The organism is Streptomyces griseus subsp. griseus, from assembly GCF_000720255.1.
Taxonomy (GTDB): Bacteria; Actinomycetota; Actinomycetes; order Streptomycetales; family Streptomycetaceae; genus Streptomyces; species Streptomyces griseus_I.
In genome coordinates this window covers 26,147-49,791 of the sequence record NZ_JOJE01000045.1, presented here as the reverse complement: position 1 = coordinate 49,791, position 23,645 = coordinate 26,147, and the positions used below count along the sequence as shown (strand labels likewise).

Below are 23,645 nucleotides of genomic sequence, written 5' to 3'. Positions count from 1 at the left end.
GCCCGGAAGCCCGCCGATGAGCACAGTGCCCGCGCCTCCCGCCACCGCCGGACCGGAGGCACCGACCGCGAAGGCGTCCCCTTCTCCGTCGGAGCAGGCCACACCCCCGCCCGGTGATGCTCCTGCTCCCGCCCCGGCACCCGGCACCGGCGGCACTCCCGCCTCACCCCCGCCGTCGCCCGAGCCCGCACCGGAGACCAGCGCCCCACCCGCCCCACCGCCACCCGAGCCCACCGCACCGGCGCCGCAGCCCACCCCGCAGTCGACTCCGCCGCCGGCCGGCTCCTCCGCACCGTCCACCGACACGAGTACTTCCCTGCCCTCCGGCACATCGGTGGCCGAGGTTCCCTGATGCGTCGGCGCCAGCACCGGCCGGTCCCCGGTGCACCGACGTCACCCGGCCCACGGCGGAGCCGAGCGCCGCTGCCGTCCCGGCATCGCTTCCGCGTCGTCGTACCCCTCGTACTGCTGGCCTTCCTCGTCTCGGTCCTCCTGGTCGAGGGGTACACCACCCGGGGTTTCACCGGCGACCAGGCAGGGCGTGTCAGCCGATCGTCCGCCGGCGTCCCCCGGGAGGTCATCGGCGGCGGCCCGGTCGTCGACACCACCCATGATCACCTGCGCACCTATCGCACCCCGGACAAGACGGTGGTCCTGACCTTCGACGACGGCCCCGACCCGGTCTGGACGCCACGCATACGGGAGGTGCTCGACCGCTCCGGCACGCCCGGCACCTTCTTCGTCACCGGGCAGCAGGTCGCCCGCCACCCCGCAATCCTGCGCTCGCTCATCCGCTCCGGCCACGAGATCGGCGTACACACCTTCTCCCACCCGAACCTGACCACCCAGTCCGCGAGCGAGATCGACCGTGAGCTGGCGCTGACCCAACTCGCCCTCGCGGGAGCCGGGGGCATCAACAGCTCGCTCATGCGGATGCCCTACTCCTCGACCCCCTCCGCCCTGGACGGCCCGTCATGGTCCGTGGCCCGGCGGCTGGGCGACAAGGGGTACATCCTGGCGTTCATCGACAAGGACACCAACGACTGGCGGCGGCCGGGTGCCCGGGCGATCGTCGAAGCGGCCACACCGAGCGCGCCCGGCCGCGGCGAGGTCGTCCTCCTGCACGACGCGGGAGGGGACAGGTCACAGACCGTCGAAGCTCTCGAGACCCTGATCCCCCGCCTCCAAGCGCAGGGCTACCGCTTCACCACCCTCGGGGACGTCCTCGGCACCGACCGTCTCACCGGCCCCGTCGGCACCGGGGACCGGTGGCAGGGCCGGATCTTCGTGACCGCCGTGACCGTGTCGGGGACAGCGGTGTCGGTCGTCAGCGTGCTGCTGCTGGTCGTCGGATCACTCGTCCTCGGACGGTGTCTGCTGCTGCTCGTACTGGCCCGTCACCACGCCCGTCGGGCCCGACGGGCCCGTTCCGACCAGGACCGGCCCGTCACCCGGCCGGTCAGCGTCGTCGTCCCCGCGTACAACGAGAGGCCGTGCATCGCCAAGACGCTCCGCTCCCTCGCGGCCGGCGACCACCCCGTCGAGATCATCGTCGTGGACGACGGCTCCGACGACGGCACCGCGGACGTCGCGGAATCCCTCGGCATCGAGGGCGTCACCGTCATCCGCCGGCCGAACGGCGGCAAGCCGTCCGCCCTCAACACCGGCATCCTGCGGGCCTCCCACGATCTCGTCGTCATGCTGGACGCCGACACGGTCTTCGCCCCCTCGACCGTCCGCCGCCTGGTGCAGCCGTTCACCGACCCCCGGGTCGGCGCCGTCGCCGGGAACGCCAAGGTCGGCAACCGCCGGCATCTGCTCGGCCGGTGGCAGCACATCGAGTACGTCATGGGCTTCAACCTCGACCGGCGCGCGTACGACCTGCTGCGCTGCCTGCCCACGATTCCCGGTGCCGTGGGGGCGTGCCGCGCCGCGGCGCTGCGCGACGCCGGAATGATGAGCGGGGACACCCTCGCCGAGGACACCGACATCACCATGGCACTGCACCGGGCGGGGTGGGAGATCCGCTACGCGCCGGACGCGCTCGCGTGGACCGAGGCGCCGTCCTCGCTGCGGGAACTGTGGCGCCAGCGCTATCGATGGAGCTACGGCACCATGCAGGCCGCCTGGAAGCACCGTCACGCGCTGCTCGAGCGCGGCCACGCGGGCCGCTTCGGCCGCATCGGCCTGCCGTTGCTGGCCGTCTTCCAGATCTTCACCCCTCTCCTCGCTCCACTGATCGACATCCTGACCGTCTATGGTCTGGTGTTCGGCGACCCGCTCGGCACGATGCTGGCCTGGACCGGCGTGCTGGCGGTGCAGACCGTCTGCGCCGTCTACGCGTTCCACCTCGACGGTGAAAGCCCCCGACCTCTCTGGGCGCTTCCTCTGCAGCAGGTCGTCTACCGTCAGCTGATGTACCTGGTTCTCATCCAGGCGTGCCTCACCGCGATCAACGGATACCGGCTGCCCTGGCAGCGACTCAAGCGCAGCGGAGACGTGATGCTGCCTCCGCAGCCGTCCATGCGGGAACCGTGAGCGTCCGTAGGGTGGTTGTGGTGGGATCATGACAGCCCGACGACCCGAGGGGAGCGCGTGTGAGAAGGAGCCCGGTCGGCGAGACGGTCCTGGTGACAGGGGGCAGCGGCTTCGTCGCCGCCCATCTGGTGCGGCAGCTCCTGGAGCGCGGCTACCGGGTGCACACCACCGTGCGCAGTGCCGCGAACGCGGCGAAGGCGGACCCACTGCGGGCGATGGGCCGGTCGCACTCCGGCCGCCTGGAGATCTTCGAGGCGGACCTGCTGCGGGAGGGCTCCTTCGACGAGGCGATGAAGGGCTGCGCGGTCGTCTTCCACGTGGCGTCGCCCTTCCTCATGCCGGAGAAGATCAAGGACGGCCGCAGGGACGTGGTGGATCCCGCGCTGCTGGGCACGCGCAACGTGCTCGCGAGCGTGGAGCGGACACCGACGGTCGACCGACTGGTCTTCACGTCCACCGTCGGCGCGATCTTCGGCGACTACGTCGACGTCCTGGCCATGGACGACCGGATCCTGTCGGAGAAGTACTTCAACTCCACGAGCACCGTGGAGAACAACCCGTACCACTACGCCAAGACAGTGGCGGAGCGGGCCGCGTGGGAGGCGGAGAAGGCCCAGGACCGCTGGCGCATGGTCTCCGTCAACCCGGGGCTGATCCTCGGCCCTTCACTCACCCCGGCCTCCGACTCGGGCAGCCTCTTCCTCCTGGAGGAACTCCTCAAGGGCTACTTCTTCTACGGCGCCCCCGACTTCAGCTTCACCACGGCCGACGTGAGGGACGTCGCCCTGGCGCACATCGAGGCGGCGGAACGCACGGAAGCGCACGGCCGTTACATCGTGGCGGCGCCGGAGATGACGTCCTTCCGTGAGATGTCCCGCATCCTCCTCGCACACGACCCGCGAAACCTCCGCCTGCCGCGGACCGCCCTGCCCCACTGGCCCGTCCGCCTCCTCGGCCCCGCCTTCGGCCTCACCCAGGACTACATCCGCAAACACCTCGGCATCCGCTTCCGCGTCGACAACTCCCGCAGCGTCAAGGAGCTGGGCCTCACCTACCGACCGATCGAGGAGACGCTCGTGGACCACTACGAGGCGTGGCGCGAGCAGCGCAGCGGGCGTCCCGGAGGAGGGAACGGCGGATCGCCCTGACAGGATGGCGCCGACCGGCAACACAAGTAGGGGGGAATGGTCGTGGACGTGCTCGTTCTGTCGTGTGTCCTCGCGCTCGTCATCGGGGGATGCGTCTGCGTGGTGTGGGCGGAGCGGGGCGGCCCGCGCTGGGTGCGCGCGGTGGCCCTCGTCACCGTCGCCCTGGGCCACCTGGTGAGCGGGGCCTCGAGCAAGCGCCGGAGCTCGGGCGGCGACAGCTCGGACGACTGAACCGACCCGGCGGCCCACCCCCGGGCGGCGGTCAGCCCTTGGCGCGCGCCCCCCGCCGCAGATACGGGGCCGTCGCGCTCCCCTCCACGCCCGCCACCTCAACGGGCGGCCCCGCCGCGACGATCCGGCCGCCCGCGTCGCCGCCGCCCGGGCCCATGTCGATCACCCAGTCGGCGCCGGCGACGACGGACATGTCGTGCTCGACGACGATGACGGTGTGCCCGGCCTCGACGAGGCCGTGCAGCTGGCGGAGCACGACCTCCACGTCGGCGGGGTGGAGGCCGGTCGTCGGTTCGTCGAGGAGGTAGAGCGTGGGGGAGCGGCGGCCGCGCTGGAGCTCGGTCGCCAGCTTGATGCGCTGGGCCTCGCCGCCGGACAGCTCGGTCGCGGGCTGCCCGAGCCGCAGATAGCCGAGGCCCACGTCGAGCAGGGCGGCCAGGCTGCGGGAGACGGCCGGGGTGTCCACGAAGAACTCGGCGGCGCTCTCCACCGTCAGGTCCAGCACTTGCGCGATGTTCCGCCCCCGGTACGTCACTTCGAGCGTCGCGGGTTCGTAGCGGGCGCCGCCGCAGTCGGGGCACGGCGCGTAGGTGCTCGGCAGGAACAGCAGCTCGACGCTGACGAACCCCTCGCCCTGGCAGGTCTCGCAGCGTCCCCCGGCGAGGTTGAAGGAGAAGCGGCCGACGCCGTAACCCCGCGCCCGCGCCTCCTCCGTGGCCGCGAAGACCCTGCGGACCACGTCGAAGAGGCCCGTGTAGGTCGCCAGGTTGGAGCGCGGGGTGCGGCCGATCGGTTTCTGGTCGACGGCGACGAGCCGGCCCACGCCCGCCAGGTCCTGCGTGATCTCGCCGATGAGCGTGGACTTCCCGGAGCCCGAGACGCCGGTGACCGCGGTGAACACACCCAGCGGGAACTCGGCCGTCACCTGGCGCAGGTTGTGCCGGGTGACCGGACCGACCGTCAACTGCCCGTGCGCGGTCCGGACTTCGCGGGCCGGTGCGGCGGAGCGGTCGAACAGGTAGCGGGCCGTGGCCGACTCAGGGACGGCCGCGAGGTCCGCCACCGGTCCACTGTGCAGCACGCGTCCGCCGTGCTCGCCGGCGCGCGGTCCGACGTCCACGAGCCAGTCGGCGGCACGGACCACGTCCAGGTGGTGCTCCACCACGAACACCGAGTTCCCCGCCGCCTTCAGCCGCTCCAGCACCGTGAGCAGCGCCTCGGTGTCCGCCGGGTGCAGTCCGGCGGACGGCTCGTCGAGGACGTACACGACCCCGAACAACCCCGAACGCAGCTGTGTCGCCAGGCGCAGCCGCTGGAGCTCGCCCGCCGAGAGGGTGGGGGTGGCGCGGTCGAGGCTCAGGTAGCCGAGGCCCAGCTCGACGACGGGCGCGATACGGGACCGCAGATCCTCAATGAGGACACGCGAGGCCTCGTCGTGTGCCGTCAGCGTCCCGGCGATCTCCGTGAGCGGCAGCGCCGCCAGCTCGGCGATCGTGCGGCCCGCGACGGTGACCGCCAGCGCCTCGGGCCGCAGCCGGCTGCCGCCGCAGGCCGGACAGGGCGCGCTGGTCAGGAACCGTTCCGCCTTCGCCCGCAAGGCCTGGCTCTTGGAGTCGGCGAACGTCTTCATGACGTAGCGGCGGGCACTCATGTACGTGCCCTGGTACGGCCGTTGGATACGGTCGGCGTCCCGCACCGGGTGCACGGTGACCACGGGCTGCTCGTCCGTGAACAGGATCCACTCCCGCTGCTCGGCGGGCAGCTCGCGCCACGGGCGGTCCACGTCGTACCCCAGCGCGTCGAGGATGTCGCGCAGGTTCTTGCCCTGCCAAGCGCCCGGCCACGCGGCGATCGCGCCCTCGCGGATCGACAGGGACGGGTCGGGGACGAGGGACTCCTCGGTCGTCCGGTGGACCCGGCCCAGGCCCTGGCACCCCGGGCAGGCACCCACCGCCGTGTTGGGGGAGAAGGAGTCCGAGTCGAGGCGCTCGGCGCCGGGCGGATAGTCGCCGGCGCGGGAGAACAGCATCCGCAGCGAGTTCGACAGGTTGGTGACCGTGCCGACCGAGGAACGGGACGTCGGCGCCGACCGGCGCTGCTGGAGCGAGACCGCGGGCGGCAGACCGGTGATCTCGCCGACCTTCGGCGCGCCGACCTGATGGATCAGCCGGCGCGCGTACGGCGCCACCGACTCGAAGTAGCGGCGCTGCGCCTCCGCGTAGATCGTGCCGAACGCCAGCGACGACTTGCCCGAACCGGAAACGCCGGTGAACACGGTCAACGCGTCCCGGGGGATGTCGACGTCCACCCCCTGGAGATTGTGTTCGCGGGCGCCGCGAACGCGGACGAACGAGTCGTGCGAGCGGGGCATGAGCGGGATCTCCATACGGGCTTTCGACTGCGGCTGGACAGACTCCCCAAGATCGAGGCTACTGCGCTGTGCGTCAGCTCTCGTCGTGGGGTTCGCGTGTGTCGTCAGCCGCGGACGGATGCCGCGCTGCGGCGGTGCCGGGTGCGGGCGATGATGAGGGTGGGGATGAGAGAGAGTGCGGCGACGCTGGTGCCGACCATGGCGGGCCCGGTGGCGCCGAGCGTGGAGATGGCCAGGGCTGAGCCCAGGCCGGGCGCCTTACCTGCGAAGCGGACGGCCAGGGAGATCAGCACCGGGTTGGCGCCGAGCCCGAAGAAGCCGCTGACCGGACGAGCCGGTCTTCGGAGGTGGTACCCGGTTCGGCGGTGTAGATGGTCAGATCGTCTACCGCCCGGCTCGACAGGGGCAGTCCATGGTGAGCCTCCTCGGTGGGCGAGCACCGAGGACGCTGCATGAGAATTGACCCCATTGACAATCGGCCCCGGGGGAGAGTCGCTGCTCCCGAGGCTCACTCGTCCGCGGCGCCCACCAGCATCCGCACCTCGAACTCCTCGTAGGGGGCGCTCTCGCGGCGGTCGCTCAGTACCGTGCCGAGCCAGCCGAGGAGGAAGCCCGCCGGGATGGAGACGATGCCGGGGTTCTGCAGCGGGAACCAGGCGAAGTCGGAGGTCGGGTAGATCGAGGTGGGCGTGGACGAGACCACCGGGGAGAACACCACGAGCAGGACGGAGGAGATCAGCCCGCCGTAGAGGCTCAGCAGGGCCCCCTTGGCCGTGAAGCGCTTCCAGAAGAGGCTGTACACCAGCGTCGGCAGGAGCGCGGACGCCGCGATGGCGAAGGCGAGGAAGGCCAGCGTCGCGCTGTTCGCGCCCCAGGCGACGAGGGCGAGCAGCATGCCGAGGACACCGATGAGGACCCCGGCCAGTCGGGCGACGGTGAGTTCCTCCCGCTCGCTCGCCCGGCCCTTGCGGATCACCTCGCCGTACAGGTCGTGGGCGAGGGAGGAGGCCGCGGCCAGGGTGAGGCCGGCGGCGACGGCGAGCAGGGTGACGAAGGCCAGACAGGAGAGCAGGGCGGTGAGCACACCGCCCCCCAGTTCATGGGCGAGCAGCAGTACCGAGGCGTTGCCGGTGCGGTCCGTGTCCGCGATGGTCTCCCGGCCGACGACGGCGGTGGCGCCGAGGCCGACGATGCCGGCCGCGAAGCAGACCAGGCCGACCAGTCCGACGGCCCACACGACCGAGGAGCGCAGTACCCCGACGCTGCGCGGGGCGAGCAGCCGCATCAGCACGTGGGGGAGGGCGGCGAGGCCGAGGACGATCGCCAGTTCCAGGCTGAAGAAGTCCAGCTTGCTGGTGGTGCTGGCGCCGTAGCGCAGGCCCGGTTCGAGGAACTGCAGGCCGTTGCCGCTGCGGTCGGCGGCCGCGGAGAGCAGGGTGTTGGGATTCCAGTCGAAGCGGTGGAGCACCCATCCGGCGGTGACCGTGATGCCCACGACCAGCATCACCGCCTTGATGATCTGGATGACCGTGGCTCCCGGCATGCCGCCGAGCGATGCGTACATGATGACGATGGTGCCGATCACGACCACGCACAAGGTGCGCGTGGCCGGGCTGGGTTCGCCCGTGAACTGGGTCAACAGGGCGACACTGCCGACGAGTTGCGCCACCAGATACAAGGTCGCGACGGCCAGTGTGCACACCGCGAGGGCGAGCCGCACGGGCCGCTGCTGCCGGGGCATGCGCAGGGCGACCGTGTCGCCCAACGTGAACTTGCCCGTACGGCGCAGGGGTTCCGCGATCAGCAGCATCACCATCATCCAGGCGACGGTGGTGCCGCCGAGATACATCAGCCCGTCGTAGCCGGTCAGCGCGACCAGGCCCGTGCTGCCCAGCAGCGTCGCCGCGGACAGGTAGTCGCCGCACATGGCGAGGCCGTTGCGCAACGGCGACATGGTGCGGTTGCCGAGGTAGAACTCGCCGATCTCGTCGCGCTGAGGAGCCGTCAGCAGCGCGGTGAACAGGGTGGCCACGACCACCGAGAGGAACAGGACGAACGTCAGCTGAAGGCTGAAGTTGTCGGTGACGGCGGCGGAGGTCGTCACCACGTGGGGAACCCCCTCGTACCCTGCGCCTGCGCCGGCGCCGGTGTTTGTGCCTGTGCGGCCGGACGGGGGCGCAAGGGCTCGTGCCGCAGCTGGGACCGGAAGTGGTCGGCGAGCGGGTCGACCTTGGTGCGCATGTACGTGGCGTAACGCCACGCGGTCACCGCCATCACCACGAACTGCCCCAGACCGAGGGCGAGTCCGAGCGTGAAGTGTCCGATCAGGGGCTCGTTCATCACGCCGGGTGCGAAGCTCGACAGCAGCACGTACAGCAGGAACGCACCGACGGACAGCGCCGTGGCCCGTGTCGCGAACCGCAGCCGGGCACGGCGCAGCGAGCGGAATTCCGGATCGTGCGATATCTGCTGCGGACTTATCGGCCGGGACTGTGGAGCGTGAAATGCGGACGAGTCGTCGGGCCACGGTGAAAATTCGGGCACAAACGCACCTTCTTCGCTGCCGTGTGCCCCGCACGGTGCGGGTTTTGTGGGGGGATCGTGAATCCGAATTCCCTGGTTTTCGGATTCCTCTGGGTGTCCGAGGTCGAATGCGGAGTATTGCAGCGGGCTCCTTGAGCAATCAACAGTCGGGCGGGAATTGCGTATGCCCGTGGCCCCTTCGCGATCCCCCCGCCCGTCAGAAGCGGGCGCCGACCGCAGCACCGCCGCGCGGGACGAGGAACGAGGGCGCCGGTGGCAGGGAGCCGTCGGACGCCCGGGCGCCCGTGAGCGGGGCAGGGTCCGTGCTGAGGACGGACGAGGCGTTCCATGTCCCGCCGAGGTCCCAGGAGTTGCCGGTCGCGACCGTGCCCGACCCCACGGCCGCCGCACGTGCGTCCGTGACGGACAGGTTGGCGGTGACCACGGCCCGGCCGCCCGAGGTGTCGACGTCGAAACCGGTGCCCCCATTGCCGTACGTGCTGTTCCTGCTCAGGCTGAGCGCGCCCGGGTTGCCGTTGTCCGTCAGGCCGTGCGCCGCGTTCTTGAAGGCGGTGGAGCCGCGCACCGTGTGGCCCACCGCGGGCGCCGGGCTGCCTCCGCCGAGCTTGAACCCGTTGCCGTCGCCCGCGAAGTCGGGGAAGCCCCAGCGGTTGAAGCCGTTGCCGTACGAGACGGTGTTCTCGATGGTGATCGGCGAGGTGAACTTCCAGGCGTCGAATCCGTCGTCGACGTTGTTCCACAGCCGGGCGCCCCGCACGACGTTCCCGGTGCCGCTGCCCTCCTTGACGGCCAGCCCGTCCGCGCTCTCGCCGTTCTTGCGCGGGTCGCGGTTGCCGTAACTGTCCAGGTTCAGGATCTGGTTGTTGCTGGAGGCGCCTTGGAGCTGGAAGCCGGACTCGTAGTTGTCATGAGTGGACAGGCGGGAGAAGACGTTGCCGTTGCAGCCGTCGCAGTACACGCCGTACGGCCCGTTGACGATCTCAAGGTCCGAGATCCGCCAGTACGAGGCCTCCTGGTGGATCGTCCCCCGCTCGGCCCGCGGGATGCCGCCGCCGACGGGGGTGTGACTCGCGGGCAGCTTCTCACCGTCGACGACCACCCGCTCGCGCTGGTAGGCGCCCAGGGCGATGGGCTGGGACGCGGTGCCCGAGGTGGCGATGGTGATGTTGTCGGTCAGGGCGTACGTCCCGCCCCGTACGGCGATGACGTCACCGGGCTTCGCCAGGTCAACCGCCCGCTGGATGGTCCTCAGCGGGCGGGCGAGCGTGCCGGGGGCGGTGTCGTCGCCGTTCGTGGCGACGACCAGTGTCGTGCCCGCTGTGGCGGCGGACGCCGGGCCGATGGGGCCCAGTGTCGCCACCAGGGCCGCGCTCGCCAGTGCCGCCGTCCAGATCGCCGTGTTGCGCATGGGGTGTCCCGCCTCCGCCTGCTGCCGGTGTCAGCCGTCGTCGGCTGACGTCGCACAGCAGTGGCCGCCCGAGGCGCCAAGGTTGCCGGGGTGCGTAGGGTGGCCTTGTGACGACCAGCAGCAGCCCTGCGGCGGCCGGCGGCGAACGCCCGCTCGCCGTGTTCGACCTCGACAACACCCTCGCCGACACGGCGCACCGCCAGCGGTTCCTGGAGCGCAAGCCGCGCGACTGGGACGCCTTCTTCGCGGCCGCGCCGCAGGATCCGCCGCTCCCGGAGGGCATCGCGCTGGCCGTGGAGAGCGCGCGGGAGTGCGAGGTCGTCTACCTCACGGGACGGCCCGAGCGGTGCCGTCGGGACACCCTCGACTGGCTGGAGGCGCACGGGCTGCCCACGGGGCGGGTGTACATGCGGCGCAACGACGACCGCAGGCCGGCCCGGCGCACCAAGCTGGAGATCCTCCGCAGGCTCGCCCGGACCCGGGAGATCCGCATGCTCGTGGACGACGACGAACTGGTCTGCGCGGACGCCGAACGCGAGGGGTTCGCGGTCGTCGTGGCACGCTGGGCGACACCCTCCGCCGAGCTGAAGGTGGCGCAGGAGGGAGAGGGACGGACCTGAGAAGGCCGCGTGCCCCGCCCTCCTTCGATGCCCTACTCGGACTCCTCCAGCCGGAACCCGACCTTCAGTCCGACCTGCCAGTGCGAGATCTCGCCCTCCTCGAGCTGGCCGCGCACCTGTGTCACCTCGAACCAGTCCAGGTTGCGCAGGGTCTGTGAGGCGCGGGTGATGCCGTTGCGGATGGCCTGGTCGACGCCGTCGGGAGAGGTCCCGACGATCTCCGTGACCCGGTAGGTGTGATTCGACATACGGGTTCCCTTCCAGGAGTACGCACGCGTGTCACGCGTCACTCCACCGTGCCCCAAGCTGCGGGGCCGCGCGAGACGTCGGGCCGCGGAAGGGCGCCCGGGACAGCCCGGCCGCCCTGCGTGGCATGCGCTTGTGCACCTCCCATCGGCTGATGTCCGCGGATCAACGCACCGTGCTCAGCGACAGCGCGAAACGCCCTTCCGTGTCGGTCCACCAGTGCGTCAACTCCAGCCCCGCAGCCGCGAGTTCCGAACGGACGCCCTCCTTGCGGAACTTCGCCGACACCTCCGTGCGCAGTTCCTCCTCCGCCGCGAAGTCCACGGCGAGGTCGAGGACGGGGATCTTCACCGTCTGCGCGGTGAGGGAGCGCAGGCGCATCTCGATCCACTCGTTCTCCGCGTCCCACAGCGCCACGTGGTCGAAGGCGGCGGGCTCGAAGTCCGCGCCGAGTTCCCGGTTGACGACGGCCAGGACGTTCTTGTTGAACGCGGCCGTGACGCCGGCCGCGTCGTCGTACGCCCGGACCAGCACCTGCTCGTCCTTCACCAGGTCGGTGCCCAGCAGCAGCGCGTCACCGGGGAAGAGCAACGACCGTACGGACGCCAGGAAGGCGGCGCGCTCGACGGGCAGCAGGTTGCCGATCGTGCCGCCGAGGAACGCCAGCAGCCGCGGCCCCGGCGTGTCCGGCAGGGTCAGCGTGTCGGTGAAGTCGGCGATCAGGGCGTGCACGTTCAGCCCCGGCCGCTCCGCGATCAGGGCCTGCCCGGCCCCGGTGAGGGCGCTCTCACTGACGTCGACGGGGACGTAGGTGTGCATGCCGATGAGCGCGTCGAGGAGGTGGCGGGTCTTGTCGGAGGAGCCGGAGCCCAATTCGACGAGGGTACGGGCACCGGTCGCGGCGGCGATCTCCCCGGACCGGGCGAGCAGGATCTCGCGTTCGGCGCGCGTGGGGTAGTACTCGGGCAACTCCGTGATCCGGTCGAACAGTTCGCTGCCGTGGGCGTCGTAGAACCACTTCGGCGGCAGCGTCTTGGGCTGGGCGGTCAGACCACGCAGGACGTCGACGCGCAGGGCGGCGTCCGTGGCGTCCTCGGGCAGGGTGCGGGTGACTTGGAACGGACTCACGTACGTGGCTCCTCGGACGGTGTGGATGCCGCGTCCTCGCTCGTGGCCTCGCTCAGGTCCTTGAGCGGGGTGAGCAGGACGTCGGCGCGGCTCGCCGTGAGCAGGGTGTGGTCGGGGACCTCCTGCCAGAGCGGATCGTCGTCGTAGGGCTCGGAGGCGACGACCGTGCGCCGGCCGGGCTCCGAGAGGTACCAGAGCGTGTCTCCCCAGGCGGTCGCGGCGATGGTCTCGCCGTTGGTGAGCAGCAGGTTGAGCCGGGACCCGGGAGCCGCCGCGGCGACTTCCAGGACCGTGGCGGCGAGCGCCTCCCCCTCGTCGTCGCCGGCCCGCAGACGGGCCAGGACCAGCGCCCACACGAGCGCCGAGTCGTTGCGGGCCTCCAGGGACAGCAGGTCCGCCGGGGAGAGGGTGGGCGCGAGCGGGGCCAGCGATTCAGGCCAGCCGGGGACGGCGCCGTTGTGGCTGAACAGCCAGGTGCCGGTGGCGAACGGCGCCGCCGCGGCCTCCGCGTCCGCACCCGCCAGGGTGGCGTCCCGGACGGCGGCGAGCAGGGCGCGGGTGCGCACCACCCGGGCCAGGTCGGCGAAGGACAGGTCGGCCCAGATCGGCCCGGCCCGGCGATAGCGCGCGGGCACCGGATCGTCCGGCGCGTACCAGCCGACGCCGAACCCGTCGGCGTTGACCGTCCCGTGCTTCTGTCGCCGGGGCGCCCACGACTGCCGGTACAGGCCGTGCGGGGGTTCCACGAGAAGCCGGCCGAGCGGCTCCTCGGGTCCCAGGTACGCCAGATGACGGCACATCAGGCGTCCACCGAGCGGGCGGTGCGGAAGCCGGAGAAGATCTGCCGCCGGATCGGATGGTCCCAGTTGCGGAACGTACCCCGGCACGCCACCGCGTCCACGGCGAACGAACCGCCGCGCAGCACCTTGTGGTCGGTGCCGAAGAACACCTCCGAGTACTCCTTGTAAGGGAACGCCTGGAAGCCCGGGTACGGCAGGAAGTCGCTCGCCGTCCACTCCCACACGTCGCCGATCAACTGCCGTACGCCCAGCGGGGACTCGCCCTCCGGATAGCTGCCGGCGGGCGCCGGGCGCAGGTGCCGCTGGCCGAGGTTGGCGTGCTCGGGCGCCGGGTCGGCGTCGCCCCACGGGTAGCGCATGGAGCGGTCGCCCGCCGGGTCGTACCGGGCGGCCTTCTCCCACTCCGCCTCCGTCGGCAGCCGGCGCCCGGCCCAGCGGGCGTAGGCGTCGGCCTCGTACCAGCACACGTGCAGCACCGGCTCGTCGGGCGGTACGACCTCGGTGACGCCGAACCGACGCCGCAGCCACTGCTTGCCGTCACGGCGCCAGAACAGCGGGGCATACAGGGAGTTCCGGCGTATGTGCGCCCAGCCCTCCGCGGTCCACCAGCGCTCGTCGTCGTAGCCGCCGTCGTCGATGAACGCCTGGTACGCGGCGTTCGTCACCGGCGTGGTGTCGATGTGGAACGGTGCCACCTCCCGCCGGTGCGCGGGCCGTTCGTTGTCCAGGGCCCACGGCTCGCTGGAGGTGCCCATGGTGAACGGGCCGCCGGGGACCAGGACTTCGGCCGGTCCGGTGACCAGCGGCGCGGGCTCGGGATCCGGGGCGGTCAAGGCCTGCGGTCCCTTGCGCAGCTGATGGGTGATCAGCATCGTCTCGTCGTGCTGCTGTTCGTGCTGCGCGATCATCCCGAAGGCGAATCCCGCCTCCGTCAGCCGCGTCCCGTGGAAGTCGGCGCTCTCCAGGACGTCCAGGGCGCGTCCGCGCACCTCCGCCGCGTACCGGCGGGCCTCGTCCGGCGGCAGCAGGGGCAGCGAGGGGCGTTCGGCACGGGGATGCTCGAAGGCGTCGTACAGGCCGTCGATCTCCGGTCGCATCGCCTCCCGGCCGGCGACCGCGCGCAGCAGCCACTGCTCCTCCTGGTTGCCGATGTGCGCCAGGTCCCAGACCAGGGGCGACATCAGCGGCGAGTGCTGCGCGGTGAGGTCGGGTCCGTCGACGCAGGTGGTCAGCAGGGTGGTGCGCTCCCGTGCGGTGACGAGTGAGGCGACCGCCCGCTCACGGACGGAATCGGCGTCGACCGCGGGCTCGGCGTCGAGGGCGGGCTCGGTCATGGGTGGATGTCCTTCCCGTGTGCGCGACCGTCCGCGTCGCGCGGTTGTTCGAGCAGATCGTCGGCGGGGCAGCGGCCCGGCCGGACGTAGCGGTCCAGGTACGCCGCGACGGCGTCCACGACCTGGGGGGTGGCCCCGAGCCGCGGCAGGGCCTCCAGCGCCGCCGTGAAGCAGCCGACGGCCGCCTCGTGCAGTTCGGGGTCCGTAAGGCCCTGCCGGGCCGCGTCGAGCCACAGCGGATTGTGCGGTGCCGGCAGCCCCAGAGCCCGCTCGGCCAGCGGTTTCACCATGCGGTACGTCGTCTCGGCGGCCTCCGGGTCGTCGAACAGCGCGGTCGTCACGGCGAGCGGCACGATCCACCCGTCCTCACCGGGCTGCGCGTCGATCATCCGCAGTTCCAGGTGCCCGCGCGGCCGGACCGGCGGGAACAACGTGGTGATGTGGTAGTCGAGGTCCTCGCGGGTGGGCGGCGGCGCACCCGACCTCGTCCACTCGCGGAAGGTCAGCCCCTCGGGCACGTCCCACGGGCCGCTGTCGCGCCGTACGCACATCACCGGGGCGTCCAGGACGTGCCGGGCCCAGGCCCCGCGTGGCTCGACGTCCAGGTCGGGGGCGCCCGCGCGGCCCGCGCCGATCTCCATCCACAGCAGCTGGCGGGTGGAGCGCCAGCCGGTGGGCTCCCGGTCGAGCAGCGGGGAGTTGGCGAACGCCGCCACCAGGACCGCGCCCAGTGTGTGCGCCAGCCACCAGCGCCGACCGACCCCGAGCGGGCCGGGCTCCTCGTGTCCGGCGTCCAGGCAGACCTGGACGGAGGCCGAGGTGCACATCATGGCGCGGCCGGCCGGTCCCGTACGGTCGAGAGCGGCCTCCATGGCGTCGTAGCGAGGTTCGCGCAGGAACCTGCGGGGCGCGTGCCAGGGATCGGCGCCCAGGCCGACGAGAGCGAGGCCGTCCCGGCGCAGGACCGCGCGGACGGCGGCGAGGTCGGCGGAGACGGTGCGGACGCAGTCCATCAGGGAGGCGGCGGGCGGTGAGCTGAGTTCCAGCTGGCCGCCGGGCTCGACGGTGAGCGCCGACCTCAGGGGCACGGTCCGCAGGGCGGCGTACGCCGCTCTGAGTCGTTCGGGTGACACGGGGAGCCGCGGCTCGCGCAGCTCGTGAACGAGCCATTCCACTTCCACCCCGACGGTGCGGGGCGGTCCGGTCTTGAAGCAGATGCCCCGGACCAGGGCCTCCACCTCGGCTTCGGTGACGGCGGTGCGGTGGGCCGTACAGCCGCCGGCCGAGCCGTCACTTTGCGTATCGGACATGTCGGGATCCTCCTGAGATTCCACCATGCCATCGGCCCGGCTTCGGTGGCGCCGGACCGCATCACTCGTCCCACCCAAGACCCTGGAACCGATTCGCACAAGGGTGCACAACGGTACTTTCGGGACCTGGAGCAGCTGCTTCCAGGGTCTTCTCGTACCCGGGAAACTCCGTTGCACCGCACGACCAGCATCGCTCACGATGCGTTCATGAGCACGACGGGGGAGACGGACGGTACGCAGGAGGCCGTGCGACGCGCGGTCACGGCGCCCACGGGGGTGACGCCGTGAGCGCGCGTCTGCGGGGCATCGCCCGCGAGACCGAACAGATCGTGGCGGCGGGCGCGTACCGTGCGCCGGACGGGCGCGAAGTGCCCCTGACGGCGGCTATACGCGCCGCGCGCGAAGGTACGCGGATGGTGGGGCCGGAGCCGGTCGCGGTGACGCCGCCCGAGGCCGTCGACGGGGGCACCCGTGTCGAGGTCACCGGCGAGAGCAGCACCGAGGCAGCCCGCCGGCTCGCGCGGGAGGGCCGGGTCGCCGTCCTGAACTTCGCCTCCGCCCGAAACCCCGGTGGCGGCTACCTCAACGGCGCCCAGGCCCAGGAGGAGGCCCTGTGCCGCGCCTCCGCCCTGTACACGTGCCTGGTCGAGGCCCGGGAGTTCTACGACCACCACCGCGCCCACCGCGACCCGTTCTACACGGACCGTGTCATCCACTCACCGTCCGTTCCCGTCTTCCGCGACGACCGGGGCCGGCTGCTCGACGAGCCGTACACCGCGGGGTTCCTGACCGCGGCCGCGCCGAACGCCGGAGTGGTCCTGCGTACGGCGCCGGAGCGCGCGCCCGAGCTGCCGCGCGCCCTGGCCGTCCGGGCCGAACGGGTCCTGGAGACGGCCGCCGCCCACGGCTACCGACAACTGGTGCTGGGTGCGTGGGGCTGCGGGGTGTTCCGCAACGACCCGGCGCAGGTGGCGGGCGCGTTCCGGACGCTGCTCGACGAGCCCGGCGGACGCTTCGCACGCACGTTCACGCACGTGGTGTTCGGGGTGCTGGACCGGACCCCGGGGAACGTGGTCCGGGGCGCCTTCGAGAAGGCCTTCGGCGAGCGGAGTGCTCAGGTCCAGCCGTAGCGCTCGTGCAGGCGCTGCCGCACCAAGTTGAACCGCATCCGGTCCAGCGCGCACGCCTCCCGGCGCATGCCGTCCTCGTGCAGCCGCAGGACGCGGTCCACGTCCACCCAGGAGTCCCGCCCGGAGCGGTCCCACGGCCCGCTGCCGATCGCCACCCACTCCCGGTCGCCGTCATGGCGCTTGCTGCTCAGCTGCACGGCGAGGAAGGTACCGGCCGCCTCACGGGCGACGACGAGCACCGGGCGGTCCTTGCCCCGGCCGTCGTTCTCCTCGAAGGGGACCCACGTCCAGACGACCTCGCCGGGATCGGGGTCGCCGTCGTGCGCGGGGGAGTACTCGGTGCGCACCCGGCCCACCTCGCGCGGGTCGGCCTCGGTGGTCGCGGAGGGGCCGAAGCGGCCCGGGACGTCCTCATCGGTAAACGCGGTCACGGGGGCACCTTACGGGCTGCCCCCGTGACCGTCTCACCGGCGGGTCACTTCCCTTCGACCGGCACCCTCTGCGACGGCGGTGCGACGGCCCCGTTGAGGGACGCGGTTCCGTTCGAGGTCTGCCCGTTCTGGTTCATCGACGCGAGCAACTGCCGCGCCAGGCCCAGCCCGGTCCCGCCCATGGTGAGTGCCTTCGCGAACACGTCGGCCATGCCGTCGGCGCCGTTCAACAGCACCATGTTGTCGACATTGCCGAAGGCGGACGCGCCCGCCTGGACGATCTCCGGCCACTTCTCGGCGAGTTGCTGTGCGACCACCGCCTCCTGGTTCTCGGCGAGGGCGGCGGCGCGGGCCTTGATGGCCTCCGCCTCCGCGAGACCCCGCGCCTTCGTCGCCTCGGCCTCCGCCAGACCACGCGCCTGCGCGGCGGCCGCCTCGGCCTCACCGGTGGCCCGGGTCGCGGCCGCGGTGGCCGTACCCCGGGTCTTGGTCGCCTCGGCCTCGGCTCCGGCGGCGGTCTTCACCCGGGTCGCCTCGGCGGCGGCCGCGAGTTCCGTCTCCTTCGCCTTGGCCTGCGCCGCCGAAATCCGCGCGTCACGTTCGGCCTCGGCCAGCGTGCGCTTCTCGTACGCCATCGCGTCGGCCGGCTTGCGGACATCGGCCTGGAGCTGCTGCTCGCGCCGGTGCGCCTCCAACTCGGCGACCCGGGTCTCCTGGACGACGACCTCCTGACGGGCGGCCGCGTCGGCGTGCGGACCCGCCTGGCGGGCCTTCGCCGCCGCCTTGTCCCGCTCGGCCTGGTAACCGGCCTGGAGGATCTCGCTGTCCCTGGTGGCCTCCGCCATCCGGGCGAACGAGGCCTGCTCCGCCTCCGTGGCGAGACGGTTCGCCTCCGCCTGCGCGATGCGGGCGTCCCGCTGCACGGCCGCCGCGTGCGGCATGGCCAGGTTCTGGATGTACCCGGTCGGATCCTCGATCTCGTGGATCTGCAGCGAGTCCACGATCAGGCCCAGCTTCTCCATCTCCGTACCGCAGGCGGCACGGGTCTGCCCCGTGAGCTTCTCCCGGTCACGGATCATGTCCTCGACCGTCAACCCGCCCACGATGGACCGGAGATGGCCGGCGAACACGTTGTGCACCCGCTCCGACATCATCTTCTGCTGGTCGAGGAAACGGCGGGCCGCGTTGGCGATCGACACGAAGTCGTCGCCGACCTTGAAGATGACCACACCCCGCACCTTCAGCGGAATGCCCTGGTGCGTCACGCAGTCCACCTGCAGTTCGGTCTCGTTCAGGTCGAGCGACAGCTTGCGCACCACCTGCACACCGGGCATCACCAGCGTGCCGCGCCCCGTGACGATACGGAATCCCATGCCCTCCTCAAGCCCCTCCACACGGTGCTTGGAGCCGGAGATGACGAGTGCCTCATTGGGTTCCGCGACCCGCCACATCAACTTGAACAGACCGATCAGAACGAGAACGGCGACGACCGCCGCCCCCGCAACGACGCCGACAACCATCGGCATACGCCCCCTTTGGATGGTGCCCTCTCGGCACCGAACGAAGGGAGTGTGCGCCTGCGTGACGCCGGGGTACAGAGACTGACGGATCCTTGTCGAAACCTTGACGCGTACGGCTCTCACCTGGGGCGCGGTGGGCTCAACTGTCGTACGTGGACCGGCTCAACCGTCGTACGCCTCCGTCACGTAGACGGTCCTGGGCGGCAGGTGCTCCACGACCATCACCACGGTCCCGGGCGGAATGCGGCCGGTTCCGTTCGCCGGATACGCCAGGAAGTGTTCGGCCCCGCCCCGCACCCGCACGATCACCTCGCCGACGAGCCCGGGCCCGACCGTACCCGTGACCCGCCCCATGAGCCCGACCAACGACGCGTCCTCCATGGCCACAGGGTAAGGGCCGCCAACGGCTGACGCGGGCGCTTCTCGTGTCGTACGAGGGAAGCGGCATGCCCGCATGTCTGCCCACGGCGACGCGGCGCCGTGCTCATGGCCGGAGCGCCCTGCTCACACCGCCGGCGAGGAATCCGTGAGCGTGGTGTGCGGCGGCCACAGCTCGTGCCAGCGCAGTTCCGCCTCCAACTGCGCCGCGAGCGACAGCAGCAGAGGCTCGCTGTGCGCCGGGCCGAGGAGCTGCGCACCCACCGGCAGTCCGCCGGGCGCGAAGCCCGCCGGTACGTTGACGCCGGGCCAGCCCAGGACGTTCCACGGCCAGGCGTACGGGCACGCGGCGATCATGGCGCGGTCGGTGGCGAACCCGCCGAGGTCCAGCATGGCCCCGATCCGGGGCGGGGGAGCGGCCGTCGTCGGCGCGAGGACCACGTCGTACGTCTCGAAGAAGGCGCCGATACGGCGGTGCAGGACCGCTTCCGCACGCCGCGCCGCCCGCAATGGTGCGCCGCCGAGCAGCCGGCCCAGCCGGGCGGCCCCCCGGGTGCGCGGGTCGAGGAGCGCGGGGAAGGGCGCGTCGGCCACCCACTCGGCGATCCCCGCGGTCGCCCGGGGGATGAAGGTCAGCCCGATCTGCCCGTAGGGAGGGTCGGCCTCCTCGACGGTGTGGCCCAACGCGGCCAGTTTCTCCGCGAGTTCGACGACATGGGCGCGCACTTCCGGGCGCAGGCGGGCGGGCAGGGCGGTGAACGGCGGCTTGAGCGCGAGCGCGACGCGCAGACGGCCGGGGTCGCGGCCCACCGCGGCAGAGGCGTCGACGGCGGGCGGCCGGTGCGGGTCGAGGTCGTGGTTGCCGCTCGCCGCGTCCAGCAGCAGCGCGCCGTCGGCCACGGTCCGGGTGAGGGTGCCGTTGACCGTGATGCCCTGGAAGGACTCGCCGCGCGGCCAGGTCGAGATGCGGCCGCGCTGCGGCTTGATGCCGATCAGGTGGGTCCAGGAGGCCGGGATGCGCACCGAACCCGCCCCGTCGGAGCCGAGGGCGCCCGGCACGAGTCCGGCGGCGACGGCGGCCGCCGAACCGCCCGACGAACCGCCCGGGGTGTGCTCGGTGCTCCACGGGTTGCGGGTCGAGCCGAACGCCGGCCCCTCGGTGAAGGGCCACTGTCCCAGCTCACAGGTGTTGGTCTTGCCGACGATCACCGCCCCGGCCGCGCGCAGCCGGCGTACCGCCTCGCCGTCCTCGGCCACCGGCGGGTGTTCGCCCTGGCAGCCGAACGCGGTCGGCTCTCCCGCCACGTCCATGTCGTCCTTGACGGCGACGGGTACGCCGAGCAGGGGCCGGCGCATCCCGGCCGACAGCTCACGGTCGGCCGCCTCGGCCTCGGCGAGCGCAGCCTCGGCCCGCACCAGGCGGAAGGCGTTGAGGGTGCCCTGCGCGGTCTCGATCCGCGCGAGCGTCCGCTCGACCAGCTCACGGGCCGACACCTCCCCGTCGGCCAGCGCCCGGGCGGTCTCCACCAGGCCTTCGGCGCGGTCGGCACCGTTGGCACGGTCGGCAGGGTCGAGCGTCATGCGGGTACCTCCGGGCACTCCGGGACGGCATTGTCCTAGGCGTTGTCCTACCGAACGGTAACGTGTGGCGGCGTGGTCACGGAACGCCACGCCCGGGAGGTGTGCCGCCTTCCGCTACACGGTGTCGGGTCCCGCCCGCCACACGTTCCCCACAGGTGCGGTTCCGTCTTGCACAAACCATTGACGCGCCTGGGGCGCACCCCTACCTTTCGATCGACTTTCCGAACCTTGTTCGGGATGTCGAACGATCGAGTCCTCAGGACTCCACAGCCCAGGGAGAGCCGCCCGTGACCAGACGTCCCCCCACCCCGTCCCGCCGCACCCTGTTGCGCGCGATGGCCGCCCTGCCCGCCTCGGCGCTCGTGCTGGGCGAGGTGCCCGGCCTGCTCGGCACGGCCCTCGCCGCGGCCCCGCCCAGCGGCTCCGCCACCCGCTACACGATCGTCCCGTTCCTCAACAGCAACGACGGCACCGTCAACGTCTACCAGTCCGACGACGCGACGGACTTCCGCCTCCTGAAGTCATCTGCCTACACCCCGCCCAGCGACCGCATCCGCGACGCCAGCGTCTTCAAGCACACCGACGGCTACTACTACATCACCTACACCACGCACACCTGGCAGGACGTCAGCACCACCATCGGGTTCGCGCGCAGCTCCGACCGCCTCAACTGGACCTTCCTCTACAACTACACCGTTCCGATCGCCAACCTCTCCCGGGCCTGGGCGCCGGAGTGGTTCGTCGACAGCGACGGCAGCGTCAACGTCATCGTGTCCTGCTCGACCACCAACGACGAGTGGATCTTCACCCCGTACGTGCTCAAGGCCACCAACTCCGCGCTCACCGCATGGAGTTCACCGGTCGCCATGTCGGGCATCGGCGCCAACCACATCGACACTTTCATCGTGCGGATCGGCTCGACCTACCACGCCTTCACGAAGAACGAGACGGCCAAGTACATCGAGTACGGCACCGCCTCGCGCCTCACCGGCCCCTACACGATCTCGAAGACGGGCGACTGGGCCGGCTGGGGCAGCTACCGCGAGGGGCCCGCGCTGGTGCAGCTCGACAACGGCGGCTGGCGGATCTTCTTCGACGGTTACGGCGACGGCAAGTACTACTACAGCGACAGCTACGACACCTTCGCCACCTGGAGCGCGGCGAAGGCCCTGCCCGCCGTATCCGGTACGGCGCGCCACTTCACCGTCATCAGGGAGACGGTGTCCGGCGGGGTGAGCCTCGCGAAGAACGTCACGCGCTCCTTCCAGTCGGCCAACTTCTCCACCCGGTACTGGCAGGAGCAGTCCTCGCTCCTCAACCTGCCCGTGGTGAGCGGCTCCAGCACCACCGCCGAGAAGCAGGCGTCCACCTTCACCGTCGTCGCCGGTCTCGCCGACGCCAACGGCTACTCCTTCCGTGACGCCGCCGGCAACTACCTGCGCCACTACTCGTTCCGGGGCCGCTTCGACCCGAACGACGGCACCTCGACGTTCGCCAAGGACGCCACGTTCATCGCCCGGACGGGCACCGCGAGCGGCTCGGTGCGCTTCGAGTCGTACAACTACCCCGGCTACTACCTGCGCCACTACAACTACCAGCTCCGCGTCGACCCGTCGGACGGCACGGACCAGTTCCGGCAGGACAGTTCGTTCGTGCCGGTGACGGCCTGGGCCTGACCTGCGCCTGAGCTTCCCCGCCGAGTGTGCACTGGTTGTGCACTCGGCGGGCTGCCCCTACGCATCGACGAACCCGCCGAGATGCCCGCCGTGCGAGACGTGCGTGCTGTCGTCCGCCCGCACCGACGCCCTGTCCCGCGCGCGACGGTCTCCCTACGCGTGCCCCTCGGAGTTCGCCGACCAGCGTCTTCATCTCCCATGGCGTGTGGGTCGGCTCGAGCGTGTGCAGCGACCCCGGTGGCACCGCGCGGGCGGAGTGTGAGGCACGACGCCGGGCAGGCCGCCGCCGGATCCTGGCCGGAAGGCGCAGTGCGGCCACGGCTGCCTCATGAACCCGTCGCCCGAGCCCGGCAGTGGCGATCGGCAACGCCGTCCGTCATGCGGCGAGCGCGGTCGAGGGTGAGAATGCGGAGGCGGCGGTGTCTCCAGGCCTTACTGATGGTCCATGGTCTGGATCGGCCTTCTCATGCGCGCGCACCGGCCAATGACGGCGAACGATTTCGCCCGCTATGGTGAAAGCGGAAGCGGACAGCAGTCCGGCTTGGGGAAAGTATCGGACGGCTGTCCAGTTAGGCAAGGGCTTCGGATGCAAGCCCGGGAAGAGGGCGTGTGGAGTCGAGGACTGGCGGGCCTCAGCGGTCGGACGCGCAGCGCAACCGGGAGCGCATCCTGGAGGTGGCGCTGGTCGAACTGTCGCGCTCGGCGGACGTCCCGCTGAGTGCGATCGCCAAGAAGGCGGGCGTCGGGCAGGGCACCCTCTATCGCAACTTCCCCAACCGTGAGGCACTCGTTCTGGAGGCGTACCGCCACGAGGTGCAGCAACTCACCGACAGCGCAGCCGAGTTGCTGAGGAACATGGAACCGGACCAGGCCCTTCGTGCATGGATGGACCGCCTCGCCCGCTTCATCATGGCCAAGACCGGACTGGCTGACGCGCTGCGCCAGGCGGCCGGTGCGACGGGAGGGCCGGAGTCGTCCGGATACTCGCTGGTGTTCGGATCGATCGAGTTCCTGCTCAACGCCAATCACGAAGCCGGCACCATCCGCCCGGAGGTGACCGCTGACGACTTCCTCCGCGCCATCGCCGGCATCTGGCAGATCGACATCAGTGGCGACTGGCGCGCCCAGGCCACCCGGCTGCTGGACATCGTCATGGACGGCCTGCGTGCGGGGGCCCCGGGGCGGCGCTGAGGGCGGCCTTGTCGACGGCGCGAACCACGTCGGCCTGAGTGGCCTGACTTTCCGGTCTTC

Annotated in this window: 21 protein-coding genes; 7 read left to right on the top strand and 14 right to left on the bottom strand. The window is 71.5% G+C overall.

The window, feature by feature from the left end; translation table 11 throughout:
* The first annotated feature begins 351 nt into the window (after positions 1–351).
* Genes IG99_RS37090 through IG99_RS37080 form a run of 3 tightly spaced genes read left to right on the top strand, consistent with a single transcriptional unit; the run spans position 352 to position 3,917 of the window.
* Positions 352–2,538, top strand: coding sequence for a bifunctional polysaccharide deacetylase/glycosyltransferase family 2 protein (locus IG99_RS37090; protein WP_037682219.1), 2,187 nt, complete (start codon positions 352–354; stop codon positions 2,536–2,538).
* A gap of 59 nt (positions 2,539–2,597) precedes the next feature.
* Positions 2,598–3,686: an NAD-dependent epimerase/dehydratase family protein gene (locus IG99_RS37085; RefSeq protein WP_037682217.1), complete on the top strand. Its 1,089-nt coding sequence runs from the start codon at positions 2,598–2,600 to the stop codon at positions 3,684–3,686.
* Positions 3,687–3,722: 36 nt separating this feature from the next.
* The gene (locus tag IG99_RS37080; protein WP_037682215.1) at positions 3,723–3,917 is read left to right on the top strand and encodes a hypothetical protein; all 195 of its coding nucleotides are present in this window, start codon (positions 3,723–3,725) and stop codon (positions 3,915–3,917) included.
* Between the two features lie 31 nt (positions 3,918–3,948).
* Here IG99_RS37080 and IG99_RS37075 read toward each other — a convergent pair whose 3' ends face one another.
* The 5 genes from IG99_RS37075 to IG99_RS37055 form a co-directional block, all read right to left on the bottom strand.
* The gene (locus tag IG99_RS37075; protein ID WP_037682243.1) at positions 3,949–6,288 is read right to left on the bottom strand and encodes an ATP-binding cassette domain-containing protein; all 2,340 of its coding nucleotides are present in this window, start codon (positions 6,286–6,288) and stop codon (positions 3,949–3,951) included.
* Positions 6,289–6,392: 104 nt separating this feature from the next.
* Positions 6,393–6,581, bottom strand: coding sequence for a hypothetical protein (locus tag IG99_RS37070; protein ID WP_037682213.1), 189 nt, complete (start codon positions 6,579–6,581; stop codon positions 6,393–6,395).
* A 215-nt stretch (positions 6,582–6,796) separates the two neighbouring features.
* Positions 6,797–8,395, bottom strand: coding sequence for a sodium/solute symporter (locus tag IG99_RS37065; protein ID WP_037682211.1), 1,599 nt, complete (start codon positions 8,393–8,395; stop codon positions 6,797–6,799).
* Positions 8,389–8,832 carry a DUF485 domain-containing protein gene (locus tag IG99_RS37060; protein WP_037682209.1) on the bottom strand — a complete coding sequence of 148 codons (444 nt, stop codon included), beginning with the start codon at positions 8,830–8,832 and terminating at the stop codon, positions 8,389–8,391. The genes IG99_RS37065 and IG99_RS37060 overlap by 7 nt, the downstream gene beginning before the upstream one ends.
* Before the next feature lie 196 nt (positions 8,833–9,028).
* Positions 9,029–10,240: a right-handed parallel beta-helix repeat-containing protein gene (locus tag IG99_RS37055; RefSeq protein ID WP_037682207.1), complete on the bottom strand. Its 1,212-nt coding sequence runs from the start codon at positions 10,238–10,240 to the stop codon at positions 9,029–9,031.
* Between the two features lie 107 nt (positions 10,241–10,347).
* On the opposite strand from IG99_RS37055, the gene IG99_RS37050 reads away from it, so the two are divergent.
* Positions 10,348–10,860 carry a phosphatase domain-containing protein gene (locus IG99_RS37050; RefSeq protein ID WP_051866366.1) on the top strand — a complete coding sequence of 171 codons (513 nt, stop codon included), beginning with the start codon at positions 10,348–10,350 and terminating at the stop codon, positions 10,858–10,860.
* A gap of 32 nt (positions 10,861–10,892) precedes the next feature.
* Here IG99_RS37050 and IG99_RS37045 read toward each other — a convergent pair whose 3' ends face one another.
* From IG99_RS37045 to egtA, 5 genes are all read right to left on the bottom strand, one after another.
* Positions 10,893–11,108 carry a dodecin gene (locus IG99_RS37045; protein WP_037682204.1) on the bottom strand — a complete coding sequence of 72 codons (216 nt, stop codon included), beginning with the start codon at positions 11,106–11,108 and terminating at the stop codon, positions 10,893–10,895.
* 163 nt (positions 11,109–11,271) lie between these two features.
* Complete coding sequence (gene egtD / locus IG99_RS37040) at positions 11,272–12,234, bottom strand: L-histidine N(alpha)-methyltransferase (RefSeq protein WP_037682203.1); 963 nt, start codon at positions 12,232–12,234, stop codon at positions 11,272–11,274.
* Positions 12,231–13,034 carry an ergothioneine biosynthesis protein EgtC gene (gene egtC / locus IG99_RS37035; protein ID WP_037682201.1) on the bottom strand — a complete coding sequence of 268 codons (804 nt, stop codon included), beginning with the start codon at positions 13,032–13,034 and terminating at the stop codon, positions 12,231–12,233. Before egtC ends, egtD begins: the two co-directional genes overlap by 4 nt.
* Entirely contained in the window at positions 13,034–14,368 is a 1,335-nt protein-coding gene (gene egtB, locus IG99_RS37030) for an ergothioneine biosynthesis protein EgtB (RefSeq protein ID WP_037682200.1), read from the bottom strand. The genes egtC and egtB overlap by 1 nt, the downstream gene beginning before the upstream one ends.
* The gene (gene egtA, locus IG99_RS37025; protein WP_037682199.1) at positions 14,365–15,678 is read right to left on the bottom strand and encodes an ergothioneine biosynthesis glutamate--cysteine ligase EgtA; all 1,314 of its coding nucleotides are present in this window, start codon (positions 15,676–15,678) and stop codon (positions 14,365–14,367) included. The genes egtB and egtA overlap by 4 nt, the downstream gene beginning before the upstream one ends.
* 284 nt (positions 15,679–15,962) lie before the next feature.
* Here egtA and IG99_RS37020 point away from each other — a divergent pair, with 284 nt between their 5' ends.
* Entirely contained in the window at positions 15,963–16,808 is an 846-nt protein-coding gene (locus IG99_RS37020) for a TIGR02452 family protein (RefSeq protein ID WP_037682198.1), read from the top strand.
* Here the strand turns inward: IG99_RS37020 and IG99_RS37015 are convergent.
* The 4 genes from IG99_RS37015 to IG99_RS37000 all read right to left on the bottom strand — a co-directional run bounded on the left by IG99_RS37015 (position 16,793) and on the right by IG99_RS37000 (position 20,718).
* Positions 16,793–17,239 (bottom strand): type II toxin-antitoxin system PemK/MazF family toxin, encoded by a 447-nt coding sequence (locus tag IG99_RS37015; RefSeq protein WP_037682195.1) that lies wholly within the window; start codon positions 17,237–17,239, stop codon positions 16,793–16,795. The two genes, IG99_RS37020 and IG99_RS37015, sit on opposite strands and share 16 nt — an antisense overlap.
* Before the next feature lie 44 nt (positions 17,240–17,283).
* Positions 17,284–18,765, bottom strand: a complete 1,482-nt coding sequence (locus IG99_RS37010) for an SPFH domain-containing protein (RefSeq protein ID WP_037682192.1) — start codon at positions 18,763–18,765, stop codon at positions 17,284–17,286.
* A gap of 156 nt (positions 18,766–18,921) precedes the next feature.
* Positions 18,922–19,140 (bottom strand): hypothetical protein, encoded by a 219-nt coding sequence (locus tag IG99_RS37005; protein WP_199815690.1) that lies wholly within the window; start codon positions 19,138–19,140, stop codon positions 18,922–18,924.
* 123 nt (positions 19,141–19,263) lie between these two features.
* Positions 19,264–20,718 (bottom strand): amidase, encoded by a 1,455-nt coding sequence (locus IG99_RS37000; protein ID WP_051866364.1) that lies wholly within the window; start codon positions 20,716–20,718, stop codon positions 19,264–19,266.
* Between the two features lie 287 nt (positions 20,719–21,005).
* Here IG99_RS37000 and IG99_RS36995 point away from each other — a divergent pair, with 287 nt between their 5' ends.
* Positions 21,006–22,394 (top strand): glycoside hydrolase family 43 protein, encoded by a 1,389-nt coding sequence (locus IG99_RS36995; RefSeq protein ID WP_037682190.1) that lies wholly within the window; start codon positions 21,006–21,008, stop codon positions 22,392–22,394.
* A gap of 609 nt (positions 22,395–23,003) precedes the next feature.
* A complete protein-coding gene (locus tag IG99_RS36990) occupies positions 23,004–23,585 on the top strand; it encodes a TetR/AcrR family transcriptional regulator (protein WP_037682189.1) in 582 nt (193 codons plus the stop codon).
* Positions 23,586–23,645: the final 60 nt, after the last annotated feature.

Bases quoted from the DNA above. Each gene is read 5' to 3' on its own strand.
- IG99_RS37090 (WP_037682219.1), top strand. From the start codon at position 352: ATGCGTCGGCGCCAGCACCGGCCGGTCCCCGGTGCACCGACGTCACCC.
- IG99_RS37080 (WP_037682215.1), top strand. From the start codon at position 3,723: ATGGTCGTGGACGTGCTCGTTCTGTCGTGTGTCCTCGCGCTCGTCATC.
- IG99_RS37075 (WP_037682243.1), bottom strand. From the start codon at position 6,288: ATGCCCCGCTCGCACGACTCGTTCGTCCGCGTTCGCGGCGCCCGCGAA.
- IG99_RS37055 (WP_037682207.1), bottom strand. From the start codon at position 10,240: ATGCGCAACACGGCGATCTGGACGGCGGCACTGGCGAGCGCGGCCCTG.
- IG99_RS37045 (WP_037682204.1), bottom strand. From the start codon at position 11,108: ATGTCGAATCACACCTACCGGGTCACGGAGATCGTCGGGACCTCTCCC.
- egtC (WP_037682201.1), bottom strand. From the start codon at position 13,034: ATGTGCCGTCATCTGGCGTACCTGGGACCCGAGGAGCCGCTCGGCCGG.
- egtB (WP_037682200.1), bottom strand. From the start codon at position 14,368: ATGACCGAGCCCGCCCTCGACGCCGAGCCCGCGGTCGACGCCGATTCC.
- egtA (WP_037682199.1), bottom strand. From the start codon at position 15,678: ATGTCCGATACGCAAAGTGACGGCTCGGCCGGCGGCTGTACGGCCCAC.
- IG99_RS37010 (WP_037682192.1), bottom strand. From the start codon at position 18,765: ATGCCGATGGTTGTCGGCGTCGTTGCGGGGGCGGCGGTCGTCGCCGTT.
- IG99_RS37005 (WP_199815690.1), bottom strand. From the start codon at position 19,140: ATGGAGGACGCGTCGTTGGTCGGGCTCATGGGGCGGGTCACGGGTACG.
- IG99_RS37000 (WP_051866364.1), bottom strand. From the start codon at position 20,718: ATGACGCTCGACCCTGCCGACCGTGCCAACGGTGCCGACCGCGCCGAA.